Annotated in this window: 24 protein-coding genes and 1 pseudogene; 14 read left to right on the forward strand and 11 right to left on the reverse strand. The window is 65.8% G+C overall.

The features are described 5' to 3' along the window. The first annotated feature begins 719 nt into the window (after window positions 1-719). The 3 genes and pseudogenes from AP428_RS01935 to AP428_RS37350 all read left to right on the forward strand — a co-directional run bounded on the left by AP428_RS01935 (window position 720) and on the right by AP428_RS37350 (window position 3,583). Entirely contained in the window at window positions 720-1,745 is a 1,026-nt protein-coding gene (locus AP428_RS01935; RefSeq protein ID WP_144410515.1) for a ParA family protein, read from the forward strand. A 188-nt stretch (window positions 1,746-1,933) separates the two neighbouring features. Further along, window positions 1,934-2,701 carry a hypothetical protein gene (locus AP428_RS36570; RefSeq protein WP_156349296.1) on the forward strand — a complete coding sequence of 256 codons (768 nt, stop codon included), beginning with the start codon at window positions 1,934-1,936 and terminating at the stop codon, window positions 2,699-2,701. Between the two features lie 626 nt (window positions 2,702-3,327). Beyond that, a pseudogene (locus AP428_RS37350) lies at window positions 3,328-3,583 on the forward strand (hypothetical protein). A gap of 85 nt (window positions 3,584-3,668) precedes the next feature. On the opposite strand, the gene AP428_RS36575 reads toward AP428_RS37350, so the two are convergent. Beyond that, window positions 3,669-3,965: a hypothetical protein gene (locus tag AP428_RS36575; protein ID WP_152671183.1), complete on the reverse strand. Its 297-nt coding sequence runs from the start codon at window positions 3,963-3,965 to the stop codon at window positions 3,669-3,671. 551 nt (window positions 3,966-4,516) lie between these two features. Between AP428_RS36575 and AP428_RS01945 the strand changes: the two genes are divergently transcribed. Both AP428_RS01945 and AP428_RS01950 read left to right on the forward strand, forming a co-directional pair. After that, the gene (locus AP428_RS01945; RefSeq protein WP_006496617.1) at window positions 4,517-4,861 is read left to right on the forward strand and encodes a cupin domain-containing protein; all 345 of its coding nucleotides are present in this window, start codon (window positions 4,517-4,519) and stop codon (window positions 4,859-4,861) included. Window positions 4,862-5,197: 336 nt separating this feature from the next. Next, complete coding sequence (locus tag AP428_RS01950) at window positions 5,198-6,364, forward strand: enolase C-terminal domain-like protein (RefSeq protein WP_011694196.1); 1,167 nt, start codon at window positions 5,198-5,200, stop codon at window positions 6,362-6,364. A gap of 3 nt (window positions 6,365-6,367) precedes the next feature. Here AP428_RS01950 and AP428_RS01955 read toward each other — a convergent pair whose 3' ends face one another. Both AP428_RS01955 and AP428_RS01960 read right to left on the reverse strand, forming a co-directional pair. After that, complete coding sequence (locus tag AP428_RS01955) at window positions 6,368-6,994, reverse strand: LysE/ArgO family amino acid transporter (protein WP_011544799.1); 627 nt, start codon at window positions 6,992-6,994, stop codon at window positions 6,368-6,370. A gap of 77 nt (window positions 6,995-7,071) precedes the next feature. Then, the gene (locus tag AP428_RS01960; RefSeq protein ID WP_054927476.1) at window positions 7,072-7,992 is read right to left on the reverse strand and encodes a LysR substrate-binding domain-containing protein; all 921 of its coding nucleotides are present in this window, start codon (window positions 7,990-7,992) and stop codon (window positions 7,072-7,074) included. 192 nt (window positions 7,993-8,184) lie between these two features. On the opposite strand from AP428_RS01960, the gene AP428_RS01965 reads away from it, so the two are divergent. The 3 genes from AP428_RS01965 to scpB all read left to right on the forward strand — a co-directional run bounded on the left by AP428_RS01965 (window position 8,185) and on the right by scpB (window position 11,599). Further along, window positions 8,185-9,507, forward strand: coding sequence for an MFS transporter (locus AP428_RS01965; protein ID WP_054927477.1), 1,323 nt, complete (start codon window positions 8,185-8,187; stop codon window positions 9,505-9,507). A gap of 62 nt (window positions 9,508-9,569) precedes the next feature. Further along, window positions 9,570-10,793 (forward strand): CaiB/BaiF CoA-transferase family protein, encoded by a 1,224-nt coding sequence (locus AP428_RS01970; RefSeq protein ID WP_054927478.1) that lies wholly within the window; start codon window positions 9,570-9,572, stop codon window positions 10,791-10,793. Beyond that, window positions 10,790-11,599: a methylmalonyl-CoA decarboxylase gene (gene scpB / locus AP428_RS01975; protein ID WP_054927479.1), complete on the forward strand. Its 810-nt coding sequence runs from the start codon at window positions 10,790-10,792 to the stop codon at window positions 11,597-11,599. Before AP428_RS01970 ends, scpB begins: the two co-directional genes overlap by 4 nt. Before the next feature lie 40 nt (window positions 11,600-11,639). Here scpB and AP428_RS01980 read toward each other — a convergent pair whose 3' ends face one another. The 3 genes from AP428_RS01980 to AP428_RS01990 form a co-directional block, all read right to left on the reverse strand. Beyond that, entirely contained in the window at window positions 11,640-12,182 is a 543-nt protein-coding gene (locus AP428_RS01980) for a chromate transporter (protein WP_054927480.1), read from the reverse strand. Further along, window positions 12,179-12,790, reverse strand: a complete 612-nt coding sequence (locus AP428_RS01985) for a chromate transporter (protein ID WP_054927481.1) — start codon at window positions 12,788-12,790, stop codon at window positions 12,179-12,181. The genes AP428_RS01980 and AP428_RS01985 overlap by 4 nt, the downstream gene beginning before the upstream one ends. A 131-nt stretch (window positions 12,791-12,921) precedes the next feature. Further along, window positions 12,922-13,677, reverse strand: coding sequence for a DeoR/GlpR family DNA-binding transcription regulator (locus AP428_RS01990; RefSeq protein ID WP_054927482.1), 756 nt, complete (start codon window positions 13,675-13,677; stop codon window positions 12,922-12,924). A gap of 81 nt (window positions 13,678-13,758) precedes the next feature. On the opposite strand from AP428_RS01990, the gene AP428_RS01995 reads away from it, so the two are divergent. The 3 genes from AP428_RS01995 to AP428_RS02005 all read left to right on the forward strand — a co-directional run bounded on the left by AP428_RS01995 (window position 13,759) and on the right by AP428_RS02005 (window position 15,779). Continuing rightward, on the forward strand, window positions 13,759-14,358 hold the full coding sequence (locus AP428_RS01995) for an NUDIX domain-containing protein (protein ID WP_006476674.1): 600 nt from the start codon (window positions 13,759-13,761) through the stop codon (window positions 14,356-14,358). Next, the gene (locus AP428_RS02000; RefSeq protein WP_054927483.1) at window positions 14,355-14,735 is read left to right on the forward strand and encodes a hypothetical protein; all 381 of its coding nucleotides are present in this window, start codon (window positions 14,355-14,357) and stop codon (window positions 14,733-14,735) included. Before AP428_RS01995 ends, AP428_RS02000 begins: the two co-directional genes overlap by 4 nt. A gap of 186 nt (window positions 14,736-14,921) precedes the next feature. Continuing rightward, complete coding sequence (locus AP428_RS02005) at window positions 14,922-15,779, forward strand: Sir2 family NAD-dependent protein deacetylase (protein ID WP_054927484.1); 858 nt, start codon at window positions 14,922-14,924, stop codon at window positions 15,777-15,779. Window positions 15,780-15,816: 37 nt separating this feature from the next. Here the strand turns inward: AP428_RS02005 and AP428_RS02010 are convergent, their stop codons facing one another. Next, on the reverse strand, window positions 15,817-17,028 hold the full coding sequence (locus AP428_RS02010) for a S53 family peptidase (protein WP_054927485.1): 1,212 nt from the start codon (window positions 17,026-17,028) through the stop codon (window positions 15,817-15,819). Window positions 17,029-17,442: 414 nt separating this feature from the next. On the opposite strand from AP428_RS02010, the gene crcB reads away from it, so the two are divergent. Together crcB and AP428_RS02020 are read left to right on the forward strand one after the other, a co-directional pair. Then, the gene (gene crcB, locus AP428_RS02015) at window positions 17,443-17,829 is read left to right on the forward strand and encodes a fluoride efflux transporter CrcB (protein ID WP_011544810.1); all 387 of its coding nucleotides are present in this window, start codon (window positions 17,443-17,445) and stop codon (window positions 17,827-17,829) included. A gap of 24 nt (window positions 17,830-17,853) precedes the next feature. After that, complete coding sequence (locus tag AP428_RS02020) at window positions 17,854-18,204, forward strand: DUF190 domain-containing protein (RefSeq protein WP_006476669.1); 351 nt, start codon at window positions 17,854-17,856, stop codon at window positions 18,202-18,204. Between the two features lie 13 nt (window positions 18,205-18,217). Here the strand turns inward: AP428_RS02020 and AP428_RS02025 are convergent, their stop codons facing one another. Together AP428_RS02025 and AP428_RS02030 are read right to left on the reverse strand one after the other, a co-directional pair. Beyond that, window positions 18,218-18,781: a YggT family protein gene (locus AP428_RS02025; protein ID WP_006488584.1), complete on the reverse strand. Its 564-nt coding sequence runs from the start codon at window positions 18,779-18,781 to the stop codon at window positions 18,218-18,220. 75 nt (window positions 18,782-18,856) lie between these two features. Next, window positions 18,857-19,786, reverse strand: coding sequence for a Rossmann-like and DUF2520 domain-containing protein (locus AP428_RS02030; RefSeq protein WP_027808494.1), 930 nt, complete (start codon window positions 19,784-19,786; stop codon window positions 18,857-18,859). Between the two features lie 515 nt (window positions 19,787-20,301). On the opposite strand from AP428_RS02030, the gene AP428_RS02035 reads away from it, so the two are divergent. Further along, window positions 20,302-20,598, forward strand: a complete 297-nt coding sequence (locus AP428_RS02035) for a hypothetical protein (RefSeq protein WP_006488565.1) — start codon at window positions 20,302-20,304, stop codon at window positions 20,596-20,598. Between the two features lie 120 nt (window positions 20,599-20,718). Here the strand turns inward: AP428_RS02035 and AP428_RS02040 are convergent, their stop codons facing one another. Together AP428_RS02040 and AP428_RS02045 are read right to left on the reverse strand one after the other, a co-directional pair. Then, entirely contained in the window at window positions 20,719-21,387 is a 669-nt protein-coding gene (locus tag AP428_RS02040) for a LysE family translocator (RefSeq protein WP_027810740.1), read from the reverse strand. A 58-nt stretch (window positions 21,388-21,445) separates the two neighbouring features. After that, entirely contained in the window at window positions 21,446-23,002 is a 1,557-nt protein-coding gene (locus AP428_RS02045) for a UbiD family decarboxylase (protein ID WP_011694201.1), read from the reverse strand. Window positions 23,003-23,333: the final 331 nt, after the last annotated feature.

Below are 23,333 nucleotides of genomic sequence, written 5' to 3' on the forward strand. Positions count from 1 at the left end.
GACTCGGAAAATAAAAGCCCCCGCAACGTTGGCGCGTCGCGGGGGCTGCTGGCAAGGTGGTGAAGGCACCCCTCTGCCACCTACAACTTTGTCCTAGAAGACGGCCTAGAGCTTACGCGCTCAAGGGGTTGTGGGCAACTATTGCCTTCGATTCATTCTGAGGATGATTGGTTATGCTACGTGCATCCAACCCCAAGAGCGTGTTGGTGCGGCAATACACCCGGTGCAGATTTGGTCGCACCGAACATGTACGCATGCACTGGCGCTCGTATCCCAATTAGTTTTTCCACGCTAACGAGGGAGTCTGTGGCCGCACTGTGCAAACGGTGCGGCCTTTTTCCGTAAGGCCATACAGCAGCTTATTTGAATCACTGCTGGCGTGAAAACTGGCATCGCAGTGAATCCCGCATGAACAGCGGTTCTTCGTGGAGCCGGGGAAAAACGTGACGTGAGAACGCGCGTGATTAGTGGTTTTGATTAACGCGCTGGGGCTTGGGAAGCTGAGGTAATGGCCATTATACGACGCCCGCAGAACGGGTAATTCTACAGGGTTTGACGTGGGGATGGCAAGCAGGCGGTTTTGGGCGGTGGCATCGAAACTGGCATGGCCGGATCGAGGGGCGGTGGCGTCGCTGGCAGTGGTGCATTTGCGATGAGATTCCTCGACCACAAATTTAAGGAATTATCGGCGCGTCGTGCTAACTTTTGCCGAACCATCAGTGAAAGGGGTTCAAATGCACACGCTAGCGCTGTTCAATCATAAGGGCGGGGTAGGGAAGACCACCCTGGCCGTCAACGTCTCGGATGCGTTGGTCGATCTCGGTCTCCGGGTATTGCTGATCGATGCTGATCCTCAATGCAACCTTACAGCTTTCTTCCTTCCCGAGTCAGAGCTCGACGAGTTGCTGGGCGAGTCTGACGACGTGACCGGCGGGACCATCTGGTCAGCTATCAAACCCGTCGTGGATGGCAAGGGTGGGATAAAGGACATTGAAGTCTACGAAATTCGCGATGGGCTTTTGCTCTGTCCGGGCGATGTGTTGCTTGCTGACTACGAGGAAGAACTGCCGAGCGCATGGACAGGTTCGTTCGCGCGTAAAACTCGCGATTACGACGTGATGTGTGCGTTGTCGGATGCCGTGAGGGGGCTCGCAGCCAAGTACGAGGTAGATCTCGTCATCTATGACGTTGGTCCAAATGTTGGTCCGCTCAACAGGACCATCCTGCTCGACTCGGATTTCTTTGCAACGCCTGTGGCAGCCGATCTGTTTTCGCTTCGAGCTCTATCCACCGTCGGACGCTCGCTGGCTCGTTGGATTCGGGATTGGCGTACGGTGCGGGAACTCGCGTCGGAATCAGACAGGAGCAGGTTGCTGCAGGGGTCGCCCGTGTACTTGGGGTATATCACTTCCGCATATAAAGTGGCTTCCGGTCGGGTCGCAACCCGACCACACGAGTATTGGGAGGCAAAGATTGCTCCGCGTGTGCGCAGTCGGATAGTTGAAGACCTTCGAAAGGAAGATGATGGCTTGGTGCCGCATGGCGGCAACAAACTGGCAGCGATCAAAAATTTCCAAAGCTTGGCACCGCAAGCACAAGAGAAGGGAGTCGCGATCGGAAAGCTTCGAGGCCAAGTGAATCCAGGGTACTACGATCAGGTCGACGAGGCGAAGCATGAGTTCATGACTTTGGCGCGGGAGATAGTCAAGCGCATGGGGGTCAAATTGCCCGGAATGAGCCGTTAAGCAAGTCGGAGGTTGGCTCGGCTTTTTTCTGAGCGGTTCGTTGTCACAGACCCGACGGGTGGCCGCTCGAGAGTTTTTCGGCGGCCGCGTTTCTAATCTAGTGACGAGTTCGCGACCTAGTGATTGCGTGAGCTCGCACGACATCAAGTTCAGGTATCTTCGATCCGAAAGATGGCATTGCCTGGTATGTGTTCCAGGCACATGCCTATGCCGCTGCCCGGCAGGACTGGTTCGAGCCAGAAGCATTTCGCATTACGCCAATCTTTCGGCGGCTAGGACAACTTTTGCCTCAGTTGAAGTCGATTTCCGGTATCTCCGATCGTATTCCTAGGCTAATGGGGGCAGGCAAGGGGCAGCCGGATGATGGTTTATTCGAGTTGTTAGTCGCTGGTGCCTATAAATCTAGGTCTTGGAAGGTGGTTGAGTTTGTGCCGGAGCAGCCTGGCGTGTCGAAAACCCATGATATTACGGTGTCGTCGGGGCGCCGCCGCTGGGCCATAGAGTGTAAGCGAGTGAATCGTTCCGGCTATGAGGCCGCGGAATACGAACACGGTCTCAGACTTGCAAAACCTGTTCATGACCTATGTCGTGAGCGTAGCCGCTCCTTGGTGACTGAGGTAATTTATCAGGTTGAACTTTCCGAAGTGCCGGACAGTTACCTTGCTGAGCACGCGGAAGCATTCATCGACGATCCGCGATGTGACAGATGGTTGGACTCGTTGGGTCAGGGGCGAGTGCGGTATATCGATTGGAGCCATACCAGGGCAGTCTTGGAGTTCGATGACGTTTTCTTCGGCTCCAGTCGAATGGTGGAATTGCTGACCGGTGCGTATGCGCCATACGTTGATCACAGTGTTGTTGCTGACTGGATCAGCAGCAAGAAAAACGTAAGATCGAGGCTTGGCGCCGCGACGACAATGAAATGCGACCTCACATGGCGCTCAAACGCCGGGTGAATTTGCCCGGCAATAGCCAGGCGCTGTCCAAGAAATCCAGGGCGGTTCAACTCTGGAACGGACTCTACACCGTCACCGCAATAAACCGGGGAGCACGTCAGTTCACCACAACGAGACGCCAACACTAAGACGCGACAACTCCCGCGGACAGCCAACCACGGACGCTCGCCTCAATTCTTGGACGCGTGATTGGTGCTGTCACCAGTGCGTTCCTGGGTTGCCTCGCCGAGAGTCGAAAAGCAAGTGGTTCGGAAGCGGAGAGCGCGTGAAATGTTTGCCGATCTTGTAAGTCGCCGTAGTCTCACTAATTGCACAAGACTCGTTACGAGCGTTCGTATGCTCAGGCGACAAATAATTACCATAGACCCACCGCAGTTGCGAATCGCTTGGAACGAAAGTCTTCATTTCCATGCTATTCAGCTTATGGCGCAGGTTGTCCACCGAGTTACCATCCCGAGCCTCATATCCAACGTGAACAATACCGGGGTATTCGTCCGGTAACTGCTCTTCCGCCTTCGCCACAAGTGCCCTGAAATGACGAGCCTTCCGCTTTGCCGCGTCTGTTGAATCGCTACGCCAGCTCACAACACTCGCGCGGCTCATCGCAGTTGCGTGAAACGGGCGTTGTGCGGCAGGGACCAAAGCCGGTGATTCCGGCAACCGGTTCGACGAGAGATGATCCCGCACTGAAGGCGGTACCGGCTACGCCGACGAAGATGGAACTGGCGACGGAAAATCTACAAACGGATGCGGACCGTCACGGACGTAAACCGGAAGGACATCATCGAAAACTTCATCGCCGAGGTGAAGCTGACGAACGCCGGCGTGAGCACCTACTACCAGATGATCAAGGGCAGGCAAGAGCCGTGGGGCAAGAAGTGATTGAAGTTACGGTTGGAGGCTCTTTGGAGACCTCCAACGTCGGAAATCGGGCAAGGTGCTTGTCGGTACCGTTTGCCCTCTGGCCTTATTCGGATCCCTCCGTTCTCTGCTGAAGAACTTTGATCGCCTTCTTGGACAGCTTTTCGATCTCTTTGACGGCCTGAGTCCTGGTCGCTTCATCACCGGCCCGAGCGACTTCTTTCGTGCGGTGGGTGATCGTTTTTAGCATGCCTTGGAGAGTCTTATTCTCGTTCAGGTAGTCTCGAACATCGCGCGCATTTGCGCCATGGTTCGCAACGAGTTCACCGATGATATCGATGGCTTTCCAATTTTTCAGGATTAGATCGTCAATTGCTTTTTGTTGTGCGTTTGTAAGAGCCAAGTGTATTCCCCGTGACGTTGATGGCATCACATTGTACGCAGAAACTTGATGCTGTATCCAGTTGGCAGCACACCGGCAGCTTCTTGATATTGTCGCTGGCGTGAAAACTGGCATCGCCGTGAACCCCACATGAACAGTGGTTCTTTGTGGAGCAGGGAGAAAGCGTGACGTGAGAATGCGCGTGATTAGTGGTTTTGACTAACGCACTGGGGCTTGGGAAGCTGAGGTAATGGCCATTATACGACGCCCGCAGAACGGGTGATTGTACAGGGTTTGGTCGTGATGTTACAAGTGATGCGTTGGAGCAGCCGGCAAACGGGCTTCGAACTCGGGGTGCACGCACCCGCTCCATGCGCCAGCTACGCCAGCAAGTCGGCAGTAACGAGAGAGGCGCTGCGGTGCCGAGGCCCGACTACAAACGCGAAGGCGGCGCGCTTACACGCCCGCCCGTGTCGAAAATAGACGAGTCGGCGTCGGAAGCATACAAGCCCGGGTAAGGCTTTCGAACTAACGTGACAGACCTCTCACACGATCGTCAGTCTGGAGCCGACATGTCCGATTTCATCACCGTTCTGCGCAAAACCTGCCCGACGCCTGTCCTTGACGCGACCAAGTGGAAGCGCATTGGCGGCGATCCGCACACCGTGAACCTCAACGCGTACGTCTCGAAGGACGGCAGCAAGATCATGGGCACCTGGATCTGCACGCCGGGCAAGTTCGAGGTGAACTACGAAAAATGGGAGTACTGCCACTTCCTCGATGGCTACTGCATCATCACGCCGGAAGGTGAGGAGCCGCAGCACTTGAAAGCTGGCGATGTGTTCGTGATCGAACCCGGCATGAAGGGCACGTGGGAAGTGGTGGAGACGGTGCGCAAGTACTTCGTCTTTGCCTGACGGGGCGGTCGATTCGACTCAACCCACGCGCCACATATCTTCCCGGTTCCCGAAGCCGTGACGGCAACCGAGGACTCCGGCTCGACCCAACTTGACTCGGTTCGGAAGCGGTGCGCCGAGCGCGCTCACAGGCTCGGCGCGCACCCGCGCCCGCTATCCGACCGCAACCCGTGACGAATGCGACGCCGGGTTGTGCGCTGACGACGACGCGATAACGGTCACTGCCGGCTCTGCACGCCGTCACGCAAACCCCTAAGATGCAGCGATCCGCCCACCGTTTCCGCTGCAGCGCACGAACCTCCCGCCTGCGCCGGACGCCCCTCCGGAGCCCCCACCATGCGTATCACCGCGGTCCACGAACGCGCAATTTCCGTATCCCGCTATGCCGATCCGGCGATTGCCTCCGGCGGCCTGACTACGAGCGTCGTCGCGGTCGTCACCGACGTCGTGCGCGACGGCCGCCCGGTGACGGGCTACGGCTACGCGTCGATCGGCCGCTTCGCGCAGGGCGGCCTGATCCGCGAACGGTTCGCGCCGCGCTTGCTGGCCGCCGCCGACACACTCGCCGACGAAGCCGGCACGAACCTCGACCCATTCCGCGCCTGGCGCGCGATGATGGCCGGCGAAAAGCCGGGCGGGCACGGCGAACGCTGCGTCGCGGTCGGCACGCTCGACATGGCGATCTGGGACGCCGCCGCGAAAATCGCCGACCTGCCGCTGCATCGCTTTCTCGCCGAGCGCCTCCAACGCACGGCAGCACCACGCGTGCGCGTGTATGCGGGCGGCGGCTACCGCTACCCGCATGACGACCTCGCGCGCCTGTCGGACGAGATACGCCGGATCGTCGACCTCGGCTACACGCACGCGAAGATCAAGATCGGCGGTGCGGATTTCGATCAGGACCGGCGCCGCATCGAAGCCGCGGCCGCGCAGCTCGCAGGCCCTTCGCATCTCGCGGTCGACGCGATGAACACGTACGACGCGACGACCGTCGACCGGGCCGTCGACATGCTCGCGCCGTTCGATCTGTGGTGGTTCGAGGACATCTGCGATCCGCTCGACCTGCCGCTCCAGGCAGACGTCGCCGCGCGGTACGCACCGTCAATCGCGGCAGGCGAAGCGCTGTTCTCGCTCGCGGAGGCGAAGCTGCTCGACCGCTACGGCGGCTTGCGCCACGACCGCGACGTGCTGGTGTTCGATCCCGTGCACAGCTACGGGCTGCCGGGCTATCTGCAGATCGTCGATCACTTCGTGTCGCGCGGCTGGCGGCGCGACGCGTTCTGGCCGCATGGGGGCCATCTGTTCTCGTTGCATGTCGTCGCGGCGCTCGGGCTCGGCGGCGCGGAAGTCAGCCCGTTCGCATTCGAACCCTTCAGCGGACTCGCCGATGGCGAAATCGTCGACGCGGGATACGCGCGCGTGCCGCAGGCGCCAGGTATCGGATTCGAGCTGCATGCCCACGCGCACGACGCGTTCCGCGCGATATCGGTATCGGGCCGCTGACGCCTAAAGCGCGTCGATCGCGAAATGCACCGCGAAGCCGAGCATCATCACCGCGACGAAGCCATCAAGCACGCGCCACGCGAGCGTACGGGCGAACCACGCACGGCACGCGCGTGCGCCATAGACGAGCATCAGGAACCACGCCAGCGACGCAGTCATCGCGCCGATCGCAAACGGCGCGCGGGCAGACGGCGCGTGGCTCACGATCACGGTCCCGAGCAGCAGCACCGTATCGATCCATGCATACGGATTGAGCAGCGAAACCGCGGCGGTCGCGAGCAGCGTGCGCGACCGCGTGGGTTCGCTAGCGACGCGTGAGCCATCTACATGCTCAGGCTGCCGTCCGACGATCGCCGAGCGCAGCCCGAGCAGGCCGTAGCCGGCGAGATACGCGATACCGGCCCACAGCGCGGCCGCCACCACGGCGGCATGGCGCGACAGCAATGCCGACAGCCCGTGTGCGCCGAGCACGATCAGCAATGCGTCGCTGCCTGCGCAGACGAGGGCGATGGAGAGCAGGTGAGGGCTCGAAATCGAGCGCTTGATGACGAAGGCGTCCTTGGGGCCGACCGACGTGAACAGGCCGGCGCCAAGCAGCAGGCCTTCGAGGAAGGCGGAGGTGTCGAGCACGAGCGGGCCGACAACCTCTTAAGCTGAACCGGTGATGGTTAGGATGGAGCTACGTTAAGGGGTGCCGGCGGCCATTGTCAATGCCCGGCGGCCGCCCATTCCGGCCGCTGCCCGAGCGTATCGAACAGCCGGACGATTTCGGACTTCACCTTCTGCACCGCGTTGCTGACCAGCGCGGTGTCGTGCCAGCACAGCGACAGGTCGCGCGCGAACAGCCGGTGCGCGACCGTCGACAGCTTGAGCTTGCGTTCCTCGATCTCGACGTGCGCGGCCGTCCACGGCAGGATCGTCACACCGAGCTGCGCCATCACGGCCGCGAACAGCAGCCCGGTCGAACTCGCCTCGAAGCTGATCTCGTACGACAGCCCGGCCTCGCGCATCGCCCAGTCGACGCGGTTGCGGATCGTGTTCGGCGCGCTCGGCAGTACGAGCGGCATCCGCGCGATCGCGTCGAGCGGCACGGGCGCGTCCGGCACCGGGAATCCGGGCCACGTGATCAGGTACAGCGTTTCCGTCAGCAACCGGTGGATCGCGATGCCGCGCGTGTCGACCGCATCGACGACGATCGCGAGATCGAGCCGCGCGCGTTCGAGCAGCGTGTCGAGGTCGGCGCTCGGCGCTTCGATCAGCTCCAGCATGATGCCCGGATAGCGGTCGCGCACGGCGCGGGCGAGCGGAATGGCCAGCACGCGCGCGGTGCTCGACGGCATGCCGACGGTCACGCGGCCCTGCGGCGTGTCGGCGTCGCGGCGCAGCAGTTCGCGCGTGCCGTCGGCCTGGCGCAGCAACTCGAGCGCGTGCTGGTACAGCGTGCGGCCGGCGGCGGTCGGCGCGACGCCGCGCACGCTTCGTTCGAGCAGTTGCATCCCGAGATCCTGCTCGAGATTGCGCATCTGCTGGCTCACCGCCGGCTGCGCGACGTGCAGCGCCTCGCTCGCGTGCGTGACGTTGCCGCATTCGACGACCTTCACGAAATAGCGCAACTGTCTCAAGTCCATCGCCGCCGTCTCCCGATTCAAGCCCGAATCACGCCCGATTCGAGCCATAAGCCAATCCGATCGAGCAAGATGAATATCATATTTTTCAGCGATCGATAGCGTTTCTATACTCGTCTCACAAAAGAGCCCGACTGCCGGCCATTCCGGACCGGACGCGGCGCAAGAGCCGGCCCCGCCGGCAAGGAGACGAAGATGTTCAAGGCGATCGACGCGCCGGCGGCCGGCGCGAAGCCGCGGCGCACGCCGCTCACGCGCGAGCAGGTGAAGGGCTTCTGGGCCGTGTACGCGGGCTGGGTGCTCGACGGCGTGGATTCGGTGATCTACGCGCTCGTGCTGATTCCCGCGCTGACGGAATTGCTGCCGTCGTCCGGCATCGCGGCGACGCCCGCGAATCTGGGGATGTACGGCTCGATCCTGTTCGCGCTGTTCCTGATCGGCTGGGGGCTGTCGTTCATCTGGGGGCCGCTCGCCGATCGCTTCGGCCGCGTGCGCACGCTCGCGGCGAGCATCCTGATCTATTCGGTGTTCACCGGCGCGGCCGCGTTCGTGCACGACGTGTGGGCGCTGGCCGCGTGCCGGCTGATTGCCGGGATCGGCGTCGGCGGCGAATGGGCGCTCGCTGGTACCTACGTCGCCGAGAGCTGGCCGGAAGACCGCCGCAAGATGGGCGCCGGCTACCTGCAGACGGGCTACTACTTCGGCTTCTTCATCGCGGCCTGCCTGAACTACACGATCGGCGCGACCTACGGCTGGCGCGCGATGTTCCTGTGCGGGCTGGCGCCCGCGCTGCTCGCGGTGTTCACGGTGATGCGCGTGAAGGAGCCGGGGCAGTGGCGGCGGCACGACGCGCGCGACGGCGACGTGGCTGACGCGCGGCGCGCGCATCCGCTGCGCGAGATCTTCGCGCCGGCGTTCCGGCGCCGCACGCTGACGAGCGCGAGCCTCGTCGGCGTTGCGATCGTCGGGCTGTGGGCCGGCTCCGTCTACGAGGCGAGCGCGGTCACCACGCTGGCGGCGCGCGCGGGCATCGATCACGTCGGTGCGCTGCGGCTTGCGTCGATCGGCGCGGCGATCCTGTCGTGCGCGACGATCGCCGGCTGCCTGGTGGCGCCGTGGCTGTCGGAACGGCTCGGCCGGCGTACCGCGCTCGGCGTGTATTTCGCAGGGATGGCCGTATCGATCGTGTTCGCGTTCGGCTGGGCGTTCTACCAGCCGAACGGGCTTGCGGCCTTCATGGTGTCGCTCGCGTTCCTCGGCTTCTTCGGCGGCAACTTCGCGATCTTCTCGCTGTGGTTGCCCGAGCAATATCCGACGCGCGTGCGGGCCACTGCGTTTGCGTTCAACGCATCGGTCGGCCGCTTCATCGGCGCGGGCGTGAACTTCCTGCTCGGCGCTGCGATTCACGGTTACGGATCGCTCGGCGTGCCGGTCGCATGGACCGCGGCCGTGTTCGGGCTCGGCATCCTGATCCTGCCGTTCGCGGTCGAGACGCGGCACCAGACGCTGCCCGAATGAGCGAAATGCCGCAGTCGTTCGGAAACAAGACGAGACATACCCATCAATATCAGGAGTCCGGAATGCAGGCATTAACGGGAATCAAGGTCGTCGATCTGAGTCGCGCGCTGTCGGGGCCGTTCTGCTCGATGGTGCTCGCGGATCTCGGCGCCGACGTGATCAAGGTCGAATCGGGGCCGCACGGCGACATGAGCCGCGCGTGGGGGCCGTTCGATCGCGGCGTGAGCACGTACTACCTGTCCTGCAACCGCAACAAGCGCGGCATCTGCGTGGACTTCCGGCAGCCGGCCGGCCTCGACGTCGTGCGGCGCCTGATCGCGCAGGCCGACGTCGTGATCGAGAATTTCAAGGCCGGCACGATGGACGCGATGGGGCTCGGCTACGCTGAGCTGAGCGCGGGCGACCCGCGGCTCGTGATGGGCAGCGTCACCGCGTTCGGCCCGCGCGGCCCGCTGCGCGACTGGCCGGGCTTCGACCAGATCGCGCAGGGCTATGCGGGGCTGATGAGTCTCACCGGTTTCCCGGACGGCGAGCCGACCCGCACGGGCACCGCGATCGGCGATCTCAGCTCGGGGATGTGGGTCGCGACCGGCGTGATGGCCGCGCTGTTCGAGCGCGAGCGCACCGGGCGCGGCCAGCATGTCGGCACGTCGCTGCTCGAAAGCCTCGTTGCGCTGCTGAGCGTACACGGGCAACGCTACCTGAGCCTCGGCGACGTGCCACGCCGTACCGGCAATGCGCATGCGGTGATCGCGCCGTACGGCGTGTTCGAGACGGCCGACGGCCCGCTCAACCTCGCGCCGATCACGACCGACATGTGGCTGCGGCTGTGCCAGTTGCTGGATCTGCCCGCGCTGCCCAACGATCCGCGCTTCGCGACCAACGATGCGCGCGTCGCGCATCGCGATGAACTCAAGGCGCTGCTCGAAAGCCGGCTGCGCACGCGCGGCAAGCGCGACTGGACGCAACGGTTCGTCGAGGCCGGGCTGCCGGCCGGGCCGATCCATACGCTCGACGAAGTGTTCGACGATCCGCAGCTCGCGCATTGCGGGCTGGTCGAGCCGGTCGCGCATCCGACGCTCGGTACGCTGCGCCAGGTCGTCACGCCGCTCGGCGGGATGGACGACGACGTGCCGGCGCCGCGCACCCGCCATGCGCCGCCGCTGCTCGGCGAGCATACGGTCGATGTGCTGCGCGAAGCCGGCTACGGCGACGACGCGATCGACGCACTGCTGGCCGGGCGCGCGATCTTCCAGGCCGATGCGGTGGCGGAGGCCGTGCAATGACCGACATGACGAAACACGATGGGGCGTCGAGCGTGACGGTCGATTGGATCGGCGAGCGGATCGCGCGCGTGCGGTTCGGGAATCCGGCGCGACGGCATGCGCTCGACGCGCCGTTGCTCGATGCCCTCGTCGCGCATCTCGATGCGTTGGCCGGGCACCGTCCGCCGCCGGTCGTGATCCTGTCCAACGACGGCAGCGGCGACGTGTGGAGCGCGGGGCACGACCTGCGCGAACTGGCCGACGACCGCGATCCGCTCGCGTACGGCAAACCGCTCGAACGCGCGCTGCGGCGCGTGCGGACCTATCCGGGCGCGGTGATCGCGGCGGTGGCCGGATCGGCGTGGGGCGGGGCGGTCGATCTCGTGATGAGCTGCGATCTCGTCGTCGCGGCGCGCGACGCGCGTTTCGCGATGACGCCCGCGAACATCGGCCTGCCGTATTCGACGAGCGGCCTGCTGCGCTTTCACGACAACCTGCCGATCCATGTGCTCAAGGAGATGTTCTTCTGCGCGCAGCCGCTCGATGCGGAACGCGCCGCGCATCACGGGCTCGTGAACCGGCTGGCTGACGCGGGCGGGGTCGACGACGCGGCGCTCGACGTCGCGGGCACGATTGCCGCGAAGGCGCCGCTCGCGGTGCACGCGGTGAAGGAGCAGTTGCGCGTGCTGCAGGACGCACGGCCGTTGCCGGCCGACGCGTTCGAACGAATCACCGAGCTGCGTCGCCAGGCGTGCGAAGGCGCTGATTTCGACGAAGGGCTGCGCGCGTTCGCGGAGCGGCGTGCGCCGGTGTTTCGTGGGGCCTAGACGACCACGCGACGGCCGGTGCAATGACGGCGTCGCCGCGTTACACGCCGCCGAGCGTGTGCACACCCACGAGCAGCAGCGCGCCGATCGCGATCAGCAGCAGCGCATGAACGCGCGTGTAGATCACGCACAGCGTCGACGCAGCCGCGATCGCGCGGGCGGCCCAGCCGCCGTCGAGCGCCTGCAGCAGCACCCACACCGACGCGAGGATCATGCCGGCCGCGACCGGGCGCAGGCCGGTTTCGAGCGCGATTTGCCAGCGTGCGCCCCGGTGTCGCCGCCATAGATGCGCGACACCATAGATCAGGAACGCGGTCGGGCCGAACAGCGCGAGCGTCGCGATCACCGCGCCCCAGAAACCGGCCACCTGCCAGCCGATCAGCGTCGCCAGCAGCGAGCCGGGGCCCGGCGCCATCCGCGCGATCGCGAAGTCGTTCACGAATTGCGTGGCGCTCATCCAGTGATGGACGTCGACGACCTGCCGCTGGATATCCGCGATGACCGCCTGCCCGCCGCCGATCGTCGCGATCGACAGCGGCGCGAACACGCCGAACAGCGCTGCGTAACGTGCGGACGCGTTCATCGTGCGTCGCTCCCGACCGGCGCGGCGGCCGCGCGGCGGTATTCGAGCGCGACGCTCAGCGTGCCGCCGATCAGCACGGTCCATACGAGCGGCCAATGCAGTACCGCGACCGATACGAAGGTGAGCGTCATCACCGTGAACGGCAGCGCGCGGCGCGGTAGCCGGCGCACCGCGGTGATCGCCATCGAGATCGACAGCCCGATCGCCGCGGCCGCCGCGCCGGCGAGTGCGACATGCGTGAGCGGGAAGCGGGTGAGGGTCGAGAACGCGACGCCGAACAGCACGATCAGCACGGCCGGCGGCGCGATGATGCCGGTGAAGCCGGCCACCGCGCCGCGCCATCCGGCGAGCCGGTAGCCGATCCAGATTGCGAGGTTCTTCACGTTGACGCCCGGCAACGCCTGCGACAGCGCGAGGCCGTTGAGGAAAGCCTCTTCGTCGAGCCAGCGCCGCTCGTGGACGAAGTCGCGCATCATCCGCCCGCTGAGCCCGCCGCCGAAGCTGGTCAGGCCGATCTGCGCGAACGCGATGAACAGCGCGAGGACGCCGGGCGGCGGAGCGTCGCCGGCGGGCGGTGCCTGAGGCGTCGTGGTGGAGGGCGGGGGCATCGGGCGGGTAGCACGTGGCGATCGGGCGATCGCCCATGTTAGCAAGCGGTGCCTGTCAGCACGCTGACATGGATTCGGCACGGGCGCGGTGCCGCCCGCAACCGATTCGGCGCATGCGAGCGCCCCGCGCGCTACGCGCGCACCACCGTCACGCCCGCGGCCTCGATCGGCTTCGTCAGCGCGGCGTCGGTTTCCTTCTCGACGACGATCGTCTGCGCCAGCGTGAGGTCACCGATCACGAACTGCGACGCCGCGCGCAGTTTCGACTGCGACGCGAGCACGACCGTCTCGGCCGCGCGTTCGGCCAGCGCGCGCTTGATCGCCGCTTCCTCGAAATCGCCGGTGCTCAGGCCGGCTACCGGATGGACGCCCGTGACGCCCATGAAGTACAGGTCTGCATGAATGCGCGCGATGCCTTCCATCGCCGCGGCGCCGACCGCGACGATCGAATGCTTGTAGAGCCGCCCGCCGATCAGGATCACGTCGATCGACGGATGCGCGGCCAGCGCGACCGCGACGCTCGGGCTGTGCGTGACGATCGTCGCGCGCAGGTCGGCCGGCAACTGCTCGACGAGCAGCGCGGAGGTCGTGCCGCCGTCGACGATTGCCACCTGGCCGGGCGCGATCATCTGCGCGGCCCGCCGCGCGATGCGCCGCTTCTCCGCGGCTTCGAGCGCCTCGCGCTGCGCGAACGGCGCGATGGCCGGCGACGCCGGCAGCGCGCCGCCATGCACGCGCTGCAGCAGCCCTTCGGCTGCGAGCTCGCGCAGATCGCGGCGCACCGTGTCTTCGGACACGCCGAATTGCACGCTCAGCTCGGCGGCCAGTACCTGGCCGTCGCGCGCGAGCGCATCGAGGATCGCCTTCTTGCGTTGTGTCGTCAGCATCGTGTTTGCACGAAAATTCTTGAAATTGCACGAAACTGCACGTTACCATGGGCGCCATCCTTTGTCGAACCGGAGGCTGCAATGGCTGCAACGCGGGAGCGGGTGCGCATCGTCGATACGACGGTGCTGTCCGACGACTGGTATGTGCTGCGGAAGGTGACGTTCGATTTCCTGCGCCGTGACGGAACGTGGCAGCGCCTGAGCCGCGAGACCTACGATCGCGGCAACGGCGCGACGATCCTGCTGCGCCATGCCGAGACGGGCGACGTGCTGTTGACGCGGCAGTTCCGGATGCCGGCGTTCGTGAGCGGGCACGACGGCATGCTGCTCGAGGCGGCGGCCGGCCTGCTCGACGACGAAACGCCCGAAGCGCGCATTCGCGCGGAGGCCGAGGAGGAGACCGGCTATCGCGTGCGCGGCGTGCGCAAGGTGTTCGAGGCGTTCATGAGTCCGGGTTCCGTGACCGAGAAGCTGCATTTCTTCGTCGGCGAATACGATGCGTCGCTGCGCACGAGTGCCGGCGGCGGCATCGCGGAAGAGGGCGAAGATCTCGAAGTCGTCGAGATGCCGCTGCAGGCGGCGCTGGACGCGGTCGAGCGCGGCGAGATCGTCGATGCGAAGACGATCATGCTGCTGCAATACGTCGCGCTGCGGGAAACCGCCGGCGCGCGCGCAGCATGACGCCGCGGCTCGTGCTGGTCGCCGGCCCCTATCGCAGCGGCACGGACGGCGACCCTGTCCGCATCGCCGCGAACCTGCACCGGCTGGAAGCGGCGGCGCTCGCCGTGTATCGCCGCGGGCACGTGCCGATGATCGGCGAATGGGTGTCGTTGCCGCTCGCGGCCGCGGCCGGGTCGACGCAGGTCGGCGACGCCGTCAGCGAAACCTTCCTGTATCCGGCCGCGCACCGGCTGCTGCGACGTTGCGATGCGGTGCTGCGCATCGACGGCGCGTCGCGCGGGGCGGATGCGGACGTGGCGCTTGCGCGGGAACTCGGCAAGCCGGTCTATTTCGCGGTCGACGAGATGCCGGTTGCGCAGGACGATTCGGCTGACTGAGCGAGCGTGGGCGCCGGTTGACGGCATCGTCGATGCGGTGCTTTCAGACGGCCGGCACTCGCATCACCGATAGCCGGCGCGTGTAGTGCAGCACGCCGCGTTGCGTGGCCGATGCAGCGCAGCGTCCGAACCGGCGTATGATCGCGACGCCACTCGCGCAACGCTCGACGCCACTGCTTTTCCATCATGCCGTTTTCCGATCCTGCTGATTCCGCCGCGCCGCTTCCGACCGATCTCGTCGCGTCCGCCGTCGACGCACTCGCACGCGCCGACGCCTTGCTCGTCACGGCCGGCGCGGGCATCGGCGTCGATTCCGGGCTGCCTGACTTTCGCGGCACGGACGGTTTCTGGCGCGCGTATCCGGCGCTGCGCCACGAGCGTTTCGAATTCCACGAGATCGCGTCGCCGCACGCGTTTCGTGCGCGTGCGCCGCTCGCATGGGGCTTCTACGGGCACCGTCTCGCGCTGTACCGTGCGACGGTGCCGCACGCCGGCTTCGCGATCCTGCGCCGCTGGATCGACGCGATGCCGAACGGCGGCTTCGTGCTGACCAGCAACGTCGACGGCCAGTTCCAGAAAGCCGGCTTCGATCCGGCGCGCATCGTCGAGATCCACGGCTCGATTCATGCGATGCAGTGCCTGCGACCGTGCACGGACGACACGTGGGACGCGGCGCCGTTCGTGCCGGTGGTCGACGAAGCGACGTGCCGCCTCGTGAGCGACATGCCGCGCTGCCCGCACTGCGGCGGTCTCGCGCGGCCGAACATCCTGATGTTCGGTGACACCGGCTGGCTCGGGGCGCGCTATGACGCGCAAGAGCGTGCGCTCGAAGACTGGATCGCGCAGGCCGGGCGCGTCGCCGTGGTCGAGATCGGCGCGGGCACCGCGATTCCGACCGTGCGCCTGCTGAGCGAACGGCTCGGCGCCGACGTGATCCGCATCAACGCGCGCGAAGCGCATGCGCGCCGGACGGACGTGATCGGGCTGAAGGGCGGCGCGCTGGCGACGCTGAACGCGCTCGACCGCGCGTGGCGCGGCGGCTGAACCACGTGCTGCGGATCCACCGGCCGAGGCCGCGCGATTACGGCCGCGCGACGAGCGCCTGCACGAGCGCCGGCGCGATCGGCGAACCGAGGCCCGTCACGTAGTCGTAGCCGCCCGCCGCATTGCAGATGCTGCCGCAATTGCCGTTGGACCCGGTCGTCACGTCGTGGAAGTCGCTGCCGTACGCGGTTTTACCGACCGTATAGAGCGTGTCGTAGGTGCCGCTCAACGATTTCTTGCCGGCCGCCGTGCGCAGCGAATTCGCGATCGCGACGAGCGCCGACCATTGCGGCGCCCCCGCGCTCGTGCCGCCGACCTGGAACCAGCCGGCCTGCCCCTGATAGGTGACCGAGTCGTACACCGCGAAACCGCTGGACGGATTCGCGTCGTAGCTGACGTCGGGTACGCCGCGCTTGCCGGCCACCGGAATCGGCCACGCGGTCTGGCCGGCCGGCTCGGCCTCGACGTTGCTCACGCCGCCGCCGCTGCCGCTCCATGCCGCCTCGCCGATGTAGTTGCCGGCCGTGTCCGACGACAGCGTCGTGCCGCCGACGGATACCACGTAACGCGACGCGGCCGGGTATTCGGTGCCGGTGCCGCTGTCGCCGGACGATGCGACGAACGTGACGCCCGGTACGTTGAAGTGGCCGTCGAAGCCGGTCTCGCTGCTGAATTCGTTGCCGCCGAAACTCATCGACACGACCGACGCGCCGCGCTTGACCGCGACGTCGACCGCGGCCAGCAGGTCGCTGAAGCTGGCCGATGCGGCCTCGACGAGCACGATCTTCGCCTTCGGTGCGATCGCATGCACCCATTCGACATCGAGCGAGATCTCGAGCGCCCAGCCCGAATCGGGCTTGGGCCGTGCCCCGTGCGCGTACACCTTGGTGAAACAGCCGTTCGACGACGTGCAGGCCGGCAGCGAGAACGCGGTGCTGAACACGCCGAGATCGGATTCGATCTTCGGGTCATCGTACGCGTCGACGATCGCGACGACCATTCCGTCGCCCTGGTTCGCGATCGCGTCGAACCCGTATGCATGCCGCGCGAGTGCCGGCGTGAGGCCGGCGATCGTGGCCGTGCTCGCACGCGGCTTCGTGTGGAACGGCGGGCGCGCGAATCCTTTCGGTGCGCGGTTGCCTTCGACGTAGGGTGGCGGGCCGCTGCCGTCGGCGAGCGCGACGCTCGATGCGAGTAGCGACGCGCACAGCGCCGGGATCAACATGGATGACAGGTGCATATTGTTCATTTTTGAGTCTCCATGTCGATCGGGTGGAGTAGCGAAACAATTTTACGAAATCGCCGAAGGTAATTACATCGAATATCGGCCGGATACGGGAATGTCTGATAAGGGAAAGTACGTGGAGCCCTTTTGATGTAGGCGTTGTGCAGGGTTGTCGTGAACCGGATCGAACTGCTTTATCGGTTTTTAAAAAGCGGATAAATAATCAGTCGATTCAAAGTTTATTTGTAATGTCGGATGTAATTGTTCGGTAAATATCCACGACGGCACGCGTGTGAAAATCGTGAAACGCGTCATGCGTTCGCGACACGATTCGCCGCCTGCTGACCCGGCCCGTCGGCATTGCCGGCGCGGCGCGATTCCGCATACAGTTCAGCGTAGGCCGCGTGCGCCGCGCGGCGCTGACCATGAGGGGTGCCCTTGTTCTATTCGATCGTCGCGATCTTCGTCGGCGCCGGCCTCGGCGCGTTGCTGCGCTGGTTCCTGAGCCTCGCGCTCAACGCCTTCTTTCCCGCGGTGCCGCTCGGCACGCTCGCGTCGAACCTGATCGGCGGCTACGTGATCGGCGTGGCCGCCGTCGTGTTCACGGTCCGCGTCGGGTTGCCACCCGAGTGGCGGCTGTTCGTGATCACGGGCTTTCTCGGCGGCCTCACGACGTTTTCGACCTATTCGGTCGAAGTGATGACGCACGCGCTCGAGGGCGAATTCGGATGGGCGTTGGCTGTGGCTGCCCTACACTTGACTGGATCGTTCGCGCTGACGGCGCTCGGCATGTGGACCGCGCGCGCGTGGCTCGCGGCGGCCTGAGCGGGGCCGCCATCGGAGGGGGCGATGGACAGGGTCTTTTTACGCTTCTATGTGCACGAGCGGCACCGGCTGCACCGCAAGCCGCTGTGGGAATGGCTGCTGGAAGAGGCGAACCGGATGGGCGTCGCGGGCGGTTCCGCGTTTCGCGCGATGGCCGGTTTCGGCCAGCATCGCGTGCTGCACGAGGATCGCTTCTTCGAACTGCAGGGTTCGCTCGCGATCGAGGTCGAGTTCGTCGTCACCGAGGACGAAGCGCAGCGGCTGCTCGAGCGGCTGTCGCGCGAGAAAGTGCGGGTGTGCTACGCGATGATGCCGGCGCAGTTCGGCGTGATCGACACGCTTGGCGCACCGCCGGCGCAGGGGCCGGCGGCATAGGGCGTTGCGCCGATCAGATGCCGAACATCGTCAGCGACACGGCGGCGCGCGTGACGATCATCAGCAGCACCTGCACGATCACGAACAGCAGGATCGGCGACAGGTCGATGCCGCCGAGGTTCGGGATCACGCGGCGCAGCGGGTTCAGAAACGGCGCGGTGAGCTGGTAGAGGATCGGCATCGCCGGCGAGCGCGGGTTGAGCCACGACAGCAGCGCCATCAGGATCGTCATCCAGATCACGAGGTTGAGCGCCCACTTCACGACGGTGAGCAGTGCGACCACGACGAGCGTCGCGATCACGGCGGCCGGATCGAAGCCGGCCATCACGACCATCAGCACGACGTAGACGAGTGCGGTGAGCAGCGCGGCGACGACGCTGGCCCAGTCGATGCCGCGTACGCCCGCGATCACGCGACGCAGCGGCAGCACGAGCCAGTTGGTCGCCTGCAGCACGGCTTGCGTGACGGGGTTGTACGGCGGCACGCGAACGGCCTGCATCCAGACGCGCAGAATCAGCGCGGCGCCGAATAGCGTGAAGACGGTATTGAGCAGAAAACGGGCGATCTCGCCGAACATCGTTGGCATCCTTTTTATACAGTCAGTAGCGTGCGGCCGCCAACGCCGGTTGGCGGCGCATCGGCCGACACCTTATCACGCCTCGTCTCGCGACGGGGAGGGGTGCGCGGCCACGCGTGCGAGCGAGGTTTCGACGGCTTCGGCCAGCGCCGGCAACGACGCCGGCGGTGCTGCGCGCTTCGCCGCGAGCGCGACCGCCCGGCGCGTCAGCAGCGCGTACAGCGCCGCATGATCGCCGCCGCGCGCCTCGAGCAGCGCGAGCTGGCGCTCGACGATGCCGGTGTCGCCGCGCGATACCGGCCCGGCCAGCGCATTCGCGAGCCCCTTGTCGCGGGCGGTCTCGATCGTGCCGGCGAGCATCGGCAACAGCGCGCGCAGCGCGGCGTCCTCGTCGAAACCGAGGCCGCGCCACAGCTCGACCGCTTCCGACAGCCCGCACAGCGCGAAGCTCGCCGCGTAGTGCGCGGCCGCGTGATACAGCATCCGGCCGCCGGCCGGAATCGACAGCGGATGGCAGCCGAGTGCGGCGGCAAGTCGCAGCAGCGTCGCGTGCAGCGCACCGTCCGCTTCGATCGTGACCGAGCAGCCGTCGATGCGCGCGAGGTCGGCATCGGTGCCGCCGAACAGATAGAGCGGATGGAAGCCGCCGGTGGCCGCGCCTTGCTGCTTCGCCGGATCGAGCAGCGCGACCGTCGACGCGCCGCTGCAATGGACGAGCGCCTGGCCGGCGGCGCGCGATGCGTCGAAGTGCAGCGCCGCGGCGCTCGACGCGAGGTGATCGTCGGGTGTCGTCACGAAGATCAGGTCGGCGGCGTCGACTACCTGCTGCGGGGTGTCGACCGCGCGGCAGCCGTCGATCCGTGCGGCGAGGCCGGCGGCCGACGCGGGCGTGCGGCTCGCGATCGCGACGACCGGGAAGCCGGCCTGCGCGAAGCGCTGCGCGATACAGCGCGCCAGGCGGCCGGCGCCGATGAAGCCGAGGCGGGGTGTGTCGGGAAGCGGCATGGCGGCGGATGTAAGCGGAAACGAAGCAACCGCCAGTATCGCAGGAATGACGGCGGTGCCGGGGAAGGCAGATGGTCGGGGGGACGCACGTATGAATTACCGGTATGCGATGCGATCCGTATGCGGGCCGACCTCGGGCTCCACGGCCGAATCATGATCTTCGAATCCGACCCCTAAATACCACGCGTCCGCGGCCCGCTTGAAATGTCTGCATCTTGTCTCGAATTTGTAATCGTTCATTACGTACGCGTGCCCGTTACACGCACCGGAGCCGGTAAGACTGACCGGTCATGGTGTCGGGGCCCGGCTCCTCGGACGGAATCACGCGACGCGCAAGGGTGGCAGCCTGCATCGGGCACCGCGCCGCGCGACGCCTCGGGCCGCGTGCAATTGCAATTTGCAACAAATGCACGATACGCGCGGGGCGGGTTTTCGCTACATTGCTTGCATGCGACGTGCATGCCCGCCGTTGCCGACAGGAGCGCCTAAAATACCGCTCCAGCAGGAGAATCGAAGTGAAAAAGCTCATTCCGTTCATCGCCGCCGCCGCGCTGGGCCTGGGCGCCGCAAGCGCCGCGCAGGCTCACGTGTCGATCGGGGTCGGCATCGGTATCCCGGTCGCACCCGCGTATCCCGTCTATGCACCGCCGCCGCCCGTGTACTACGCGCCGCCGCCTCCGCCCGTCTATTACGCGCCGGCGCCGGCCTACTATGCGCCGCCGCCCGCGGTGGTCGTCGGTGGCTACTACGGTCGTCCGTACTGGCGCCATGGTTACGGCGGCTGGGGCCATCACGGCTACTGGCGTCGCTGATTCGTCCCGCGCGGCCTGACCGCGCCGGCAAAACGGCGCAACGTCCCGCGAGGGGCGTTGCGCCGTTTTTCATTGGGGCTGACGCTCGGTGCCGTGGCCGTCGCGGCAGCGCGATGGCGATTAAACCGCGTGCACGATCAGGTCGCGGTAGCCGCCGACGATCACGCTGTACGAGAAATACGCGAACAGCAGCGCCGACGCGACGTGGCACGCACGCATCAGGCCGGCGCCCGCGCGCTTGCGGCCCTGGCTCGCGAGCGTGCACATGAAGAGCGTCCACGCGAGGCCGCCGAGGAAGAAGCCCGACAGGAACACCGACGCGGTGGCCGGCGTGGTCGCACCGGCTTTCGCGATCAGCGCGCCGCCGACCGCCGCGAACCACAGGATCGCGCTCGGCGACGACATCGCGAGCAGCATCCCGCGCACGAAACTGCGCCGTGCGCTCGCCCGCGGCGGCGCGGCGTCGTCCGCGTCGTCGTCGGCCGCCTTGGCGGGCGCCAGCGCTTCGCGCGCCATCTTCCACGTGAGGAACAGCAGCACCGCGCCGCCGCCGATCCACACGATCCAGCGCACGGGTTCGAACTGCAGCAGCACGGCCATTCCCGCGAGCGCGAGCGCCGCGTAGACGAGATCGCCGACACATGACCCGACGCCGAGCCAGAAGCCCGGCCGGAAGCCGTGCGATAGCGTGAGCGACAGCATCGCGACGTTCACGAGGCCGATGTCGAGACACAACGATAACGACAGAAAGAATCCGTCGGACAGCATGGAGGCGGGCGGAAAGCTCATCTTCTGGGTATTTGCGGCGATTGCGATGCGCAGGCCGGCAGGCACCGGCCGCCTGGCGTCAGAGGCCGATCTCCTGCCACAGCCGGTCGACGCGCGCCTTCACGGCCGCGTCCATCTCGATCGGGCGGCCCCATTCGCGGCTGGTTTCGCCCGGCCACTTGTTGGTCGCGTCGAGCCCCATCTTCGAGCCGAGTCCGGCCACCGGCGACGCGAAGTCGAGATAGTCGATCGGCGTGCTGTCGACCATCACGGTGTCGCGCACCGGGTCGACGCGCGTCGTGATCGCCCAGATCACTTCCTTCCAGTCGCGGATGTTCACGTCCTCGTCGACGACCACGATGAACTTCGTATACATGAACTGCCGCAGGAAGCTCCACACGCCGAACATCACGCGCTTCGCGTGGCCCGCGTAGCTCTTCTTCATCTGGACGATGGCCATCCGGTAGCTGCAGCCTTCGGGCGGCAGGTAGAAGTCGGTGATTTCCGTGAACTGCTTCTGCAGCAGCGGCACGAACACCTCGTTGAGCGCGACGCCGAGCACCGCGGGCTCGTCGGGCGGCTTGCCCGTGTAGGTCGAGTGGTAGATCGCGTCGCGGCGCATCGTGATGCGCTCGACGGTGAACACCGGAAACCACTCCTGCTCGTTGTAATAACCGGTGTGGTCGCCGTACGGCCCTTCGAGTGCATGTTCGTACGCGGCCGCCGCGTTGCCCGCCGGTCGCGGCGGCGCGCCGGCCGGAGCGGGGGCAGGGGCGCCTTCCTGCGGATGAATGAAGCCTTCGAGTACGATCTCCGCGCGCGCGGGCACCTGCAGCGTGTCGACGCCGGGCGTCAGGCACTTCGCGAGTTCCGTGCGGCTGCCGCGCAGCAGGCCGGCGAACTGATACTCGGACAGCGAATCGGGCACGGGCGTCACCGCGCCGAGCGTCGTGGCCGGATCGGCGCCGAGCACGACCGCGACCGGATACGGCTTGCCGGGGTTCTGCAGCGCGAATTCGCGGAAATCCAGCGCGCCGCCGCGATGCGCGAGCCAGCGCATGATCAGCTTGTTGCGGCCGATCAGCTGCTGGCGGTAGATGCCGAGATTCTGGCGCGACTTGTTCGGCCCGCGCGTGACCGTCAGGCCCCACGTGACGAGCGGCCCCGCATCGCCGGGCCAGCAGGTCTGGATCGGCAGCTTGTTCAGGTCGACGTCGGCGCCCTCCCAGACGATCTCCTGGCACGGCGGCGACGACACCGACTTCGGCGCCATGTCCCACACCGCCTTCGCGAGCGACAGCAGCTTGCCGGCGTCCTTCAGGCTCTTCGGCGGATCGGGCTCCTTCAGCGCGGACAGCAGGCGTCCGAGATCGCGCAGCGAGCCGAGTGCGGCATCGTCGCCCGCATCGACGCCCATCCCGAGCGCGACGCGGCGCGGCGTGCCGAACAGGTTGCCGAGCACCGGAAATGCATTGCCGGGCGGCGCGTTGAACAGCAGCGCGGGGCCGCCGGCGCGCAGCACGCGGTCGCACAGCTCGGTCATTTCGAGCACGGGCGACACGGGCTGGGTGACGCGCCGCAGTTCGCCGAGCGCCTCTAGGCGCTGAATGAAATCGCGTAAGTCTTTGTATTTCATGAAGAAGGTCCGGGCAACCCGCATGAGCGGGCAGCGATGGGCGGGGCAGCGGCCGGCTGCGACCCCGAATTGACCGACGATTTTACCCCGGGCAGCCATGTAGCCGCCCGGCGGAGAAAAAGTCGATCGCGCGCAAACCCCCTACGGCACGGGGCTCGCGTTCTGAAGAGGAGCTTTAAATTACTTTTTGTTATAGATTTGAGTTTTTATAGTGTTGACGATCTATAAAACCCTGCTAGAATCCGCTCACATTGGTTGCAGGGTAAAAGGCTTCGAGCCGCCAATCACCGATCTTTGACGCAGCGCGTCACCGTCCGCCGAACCCTGCACG

The sequence above is a fragment of the Burkholderia sp. E168m22 genome (assembly GCF_001319805.1).
GTDB lineage: Bacteria > Pseudomonadota > Gammaproteobacteria > Burkholderiales > Burkholderiaceae > Burkholderia > Burkholderia orbicola.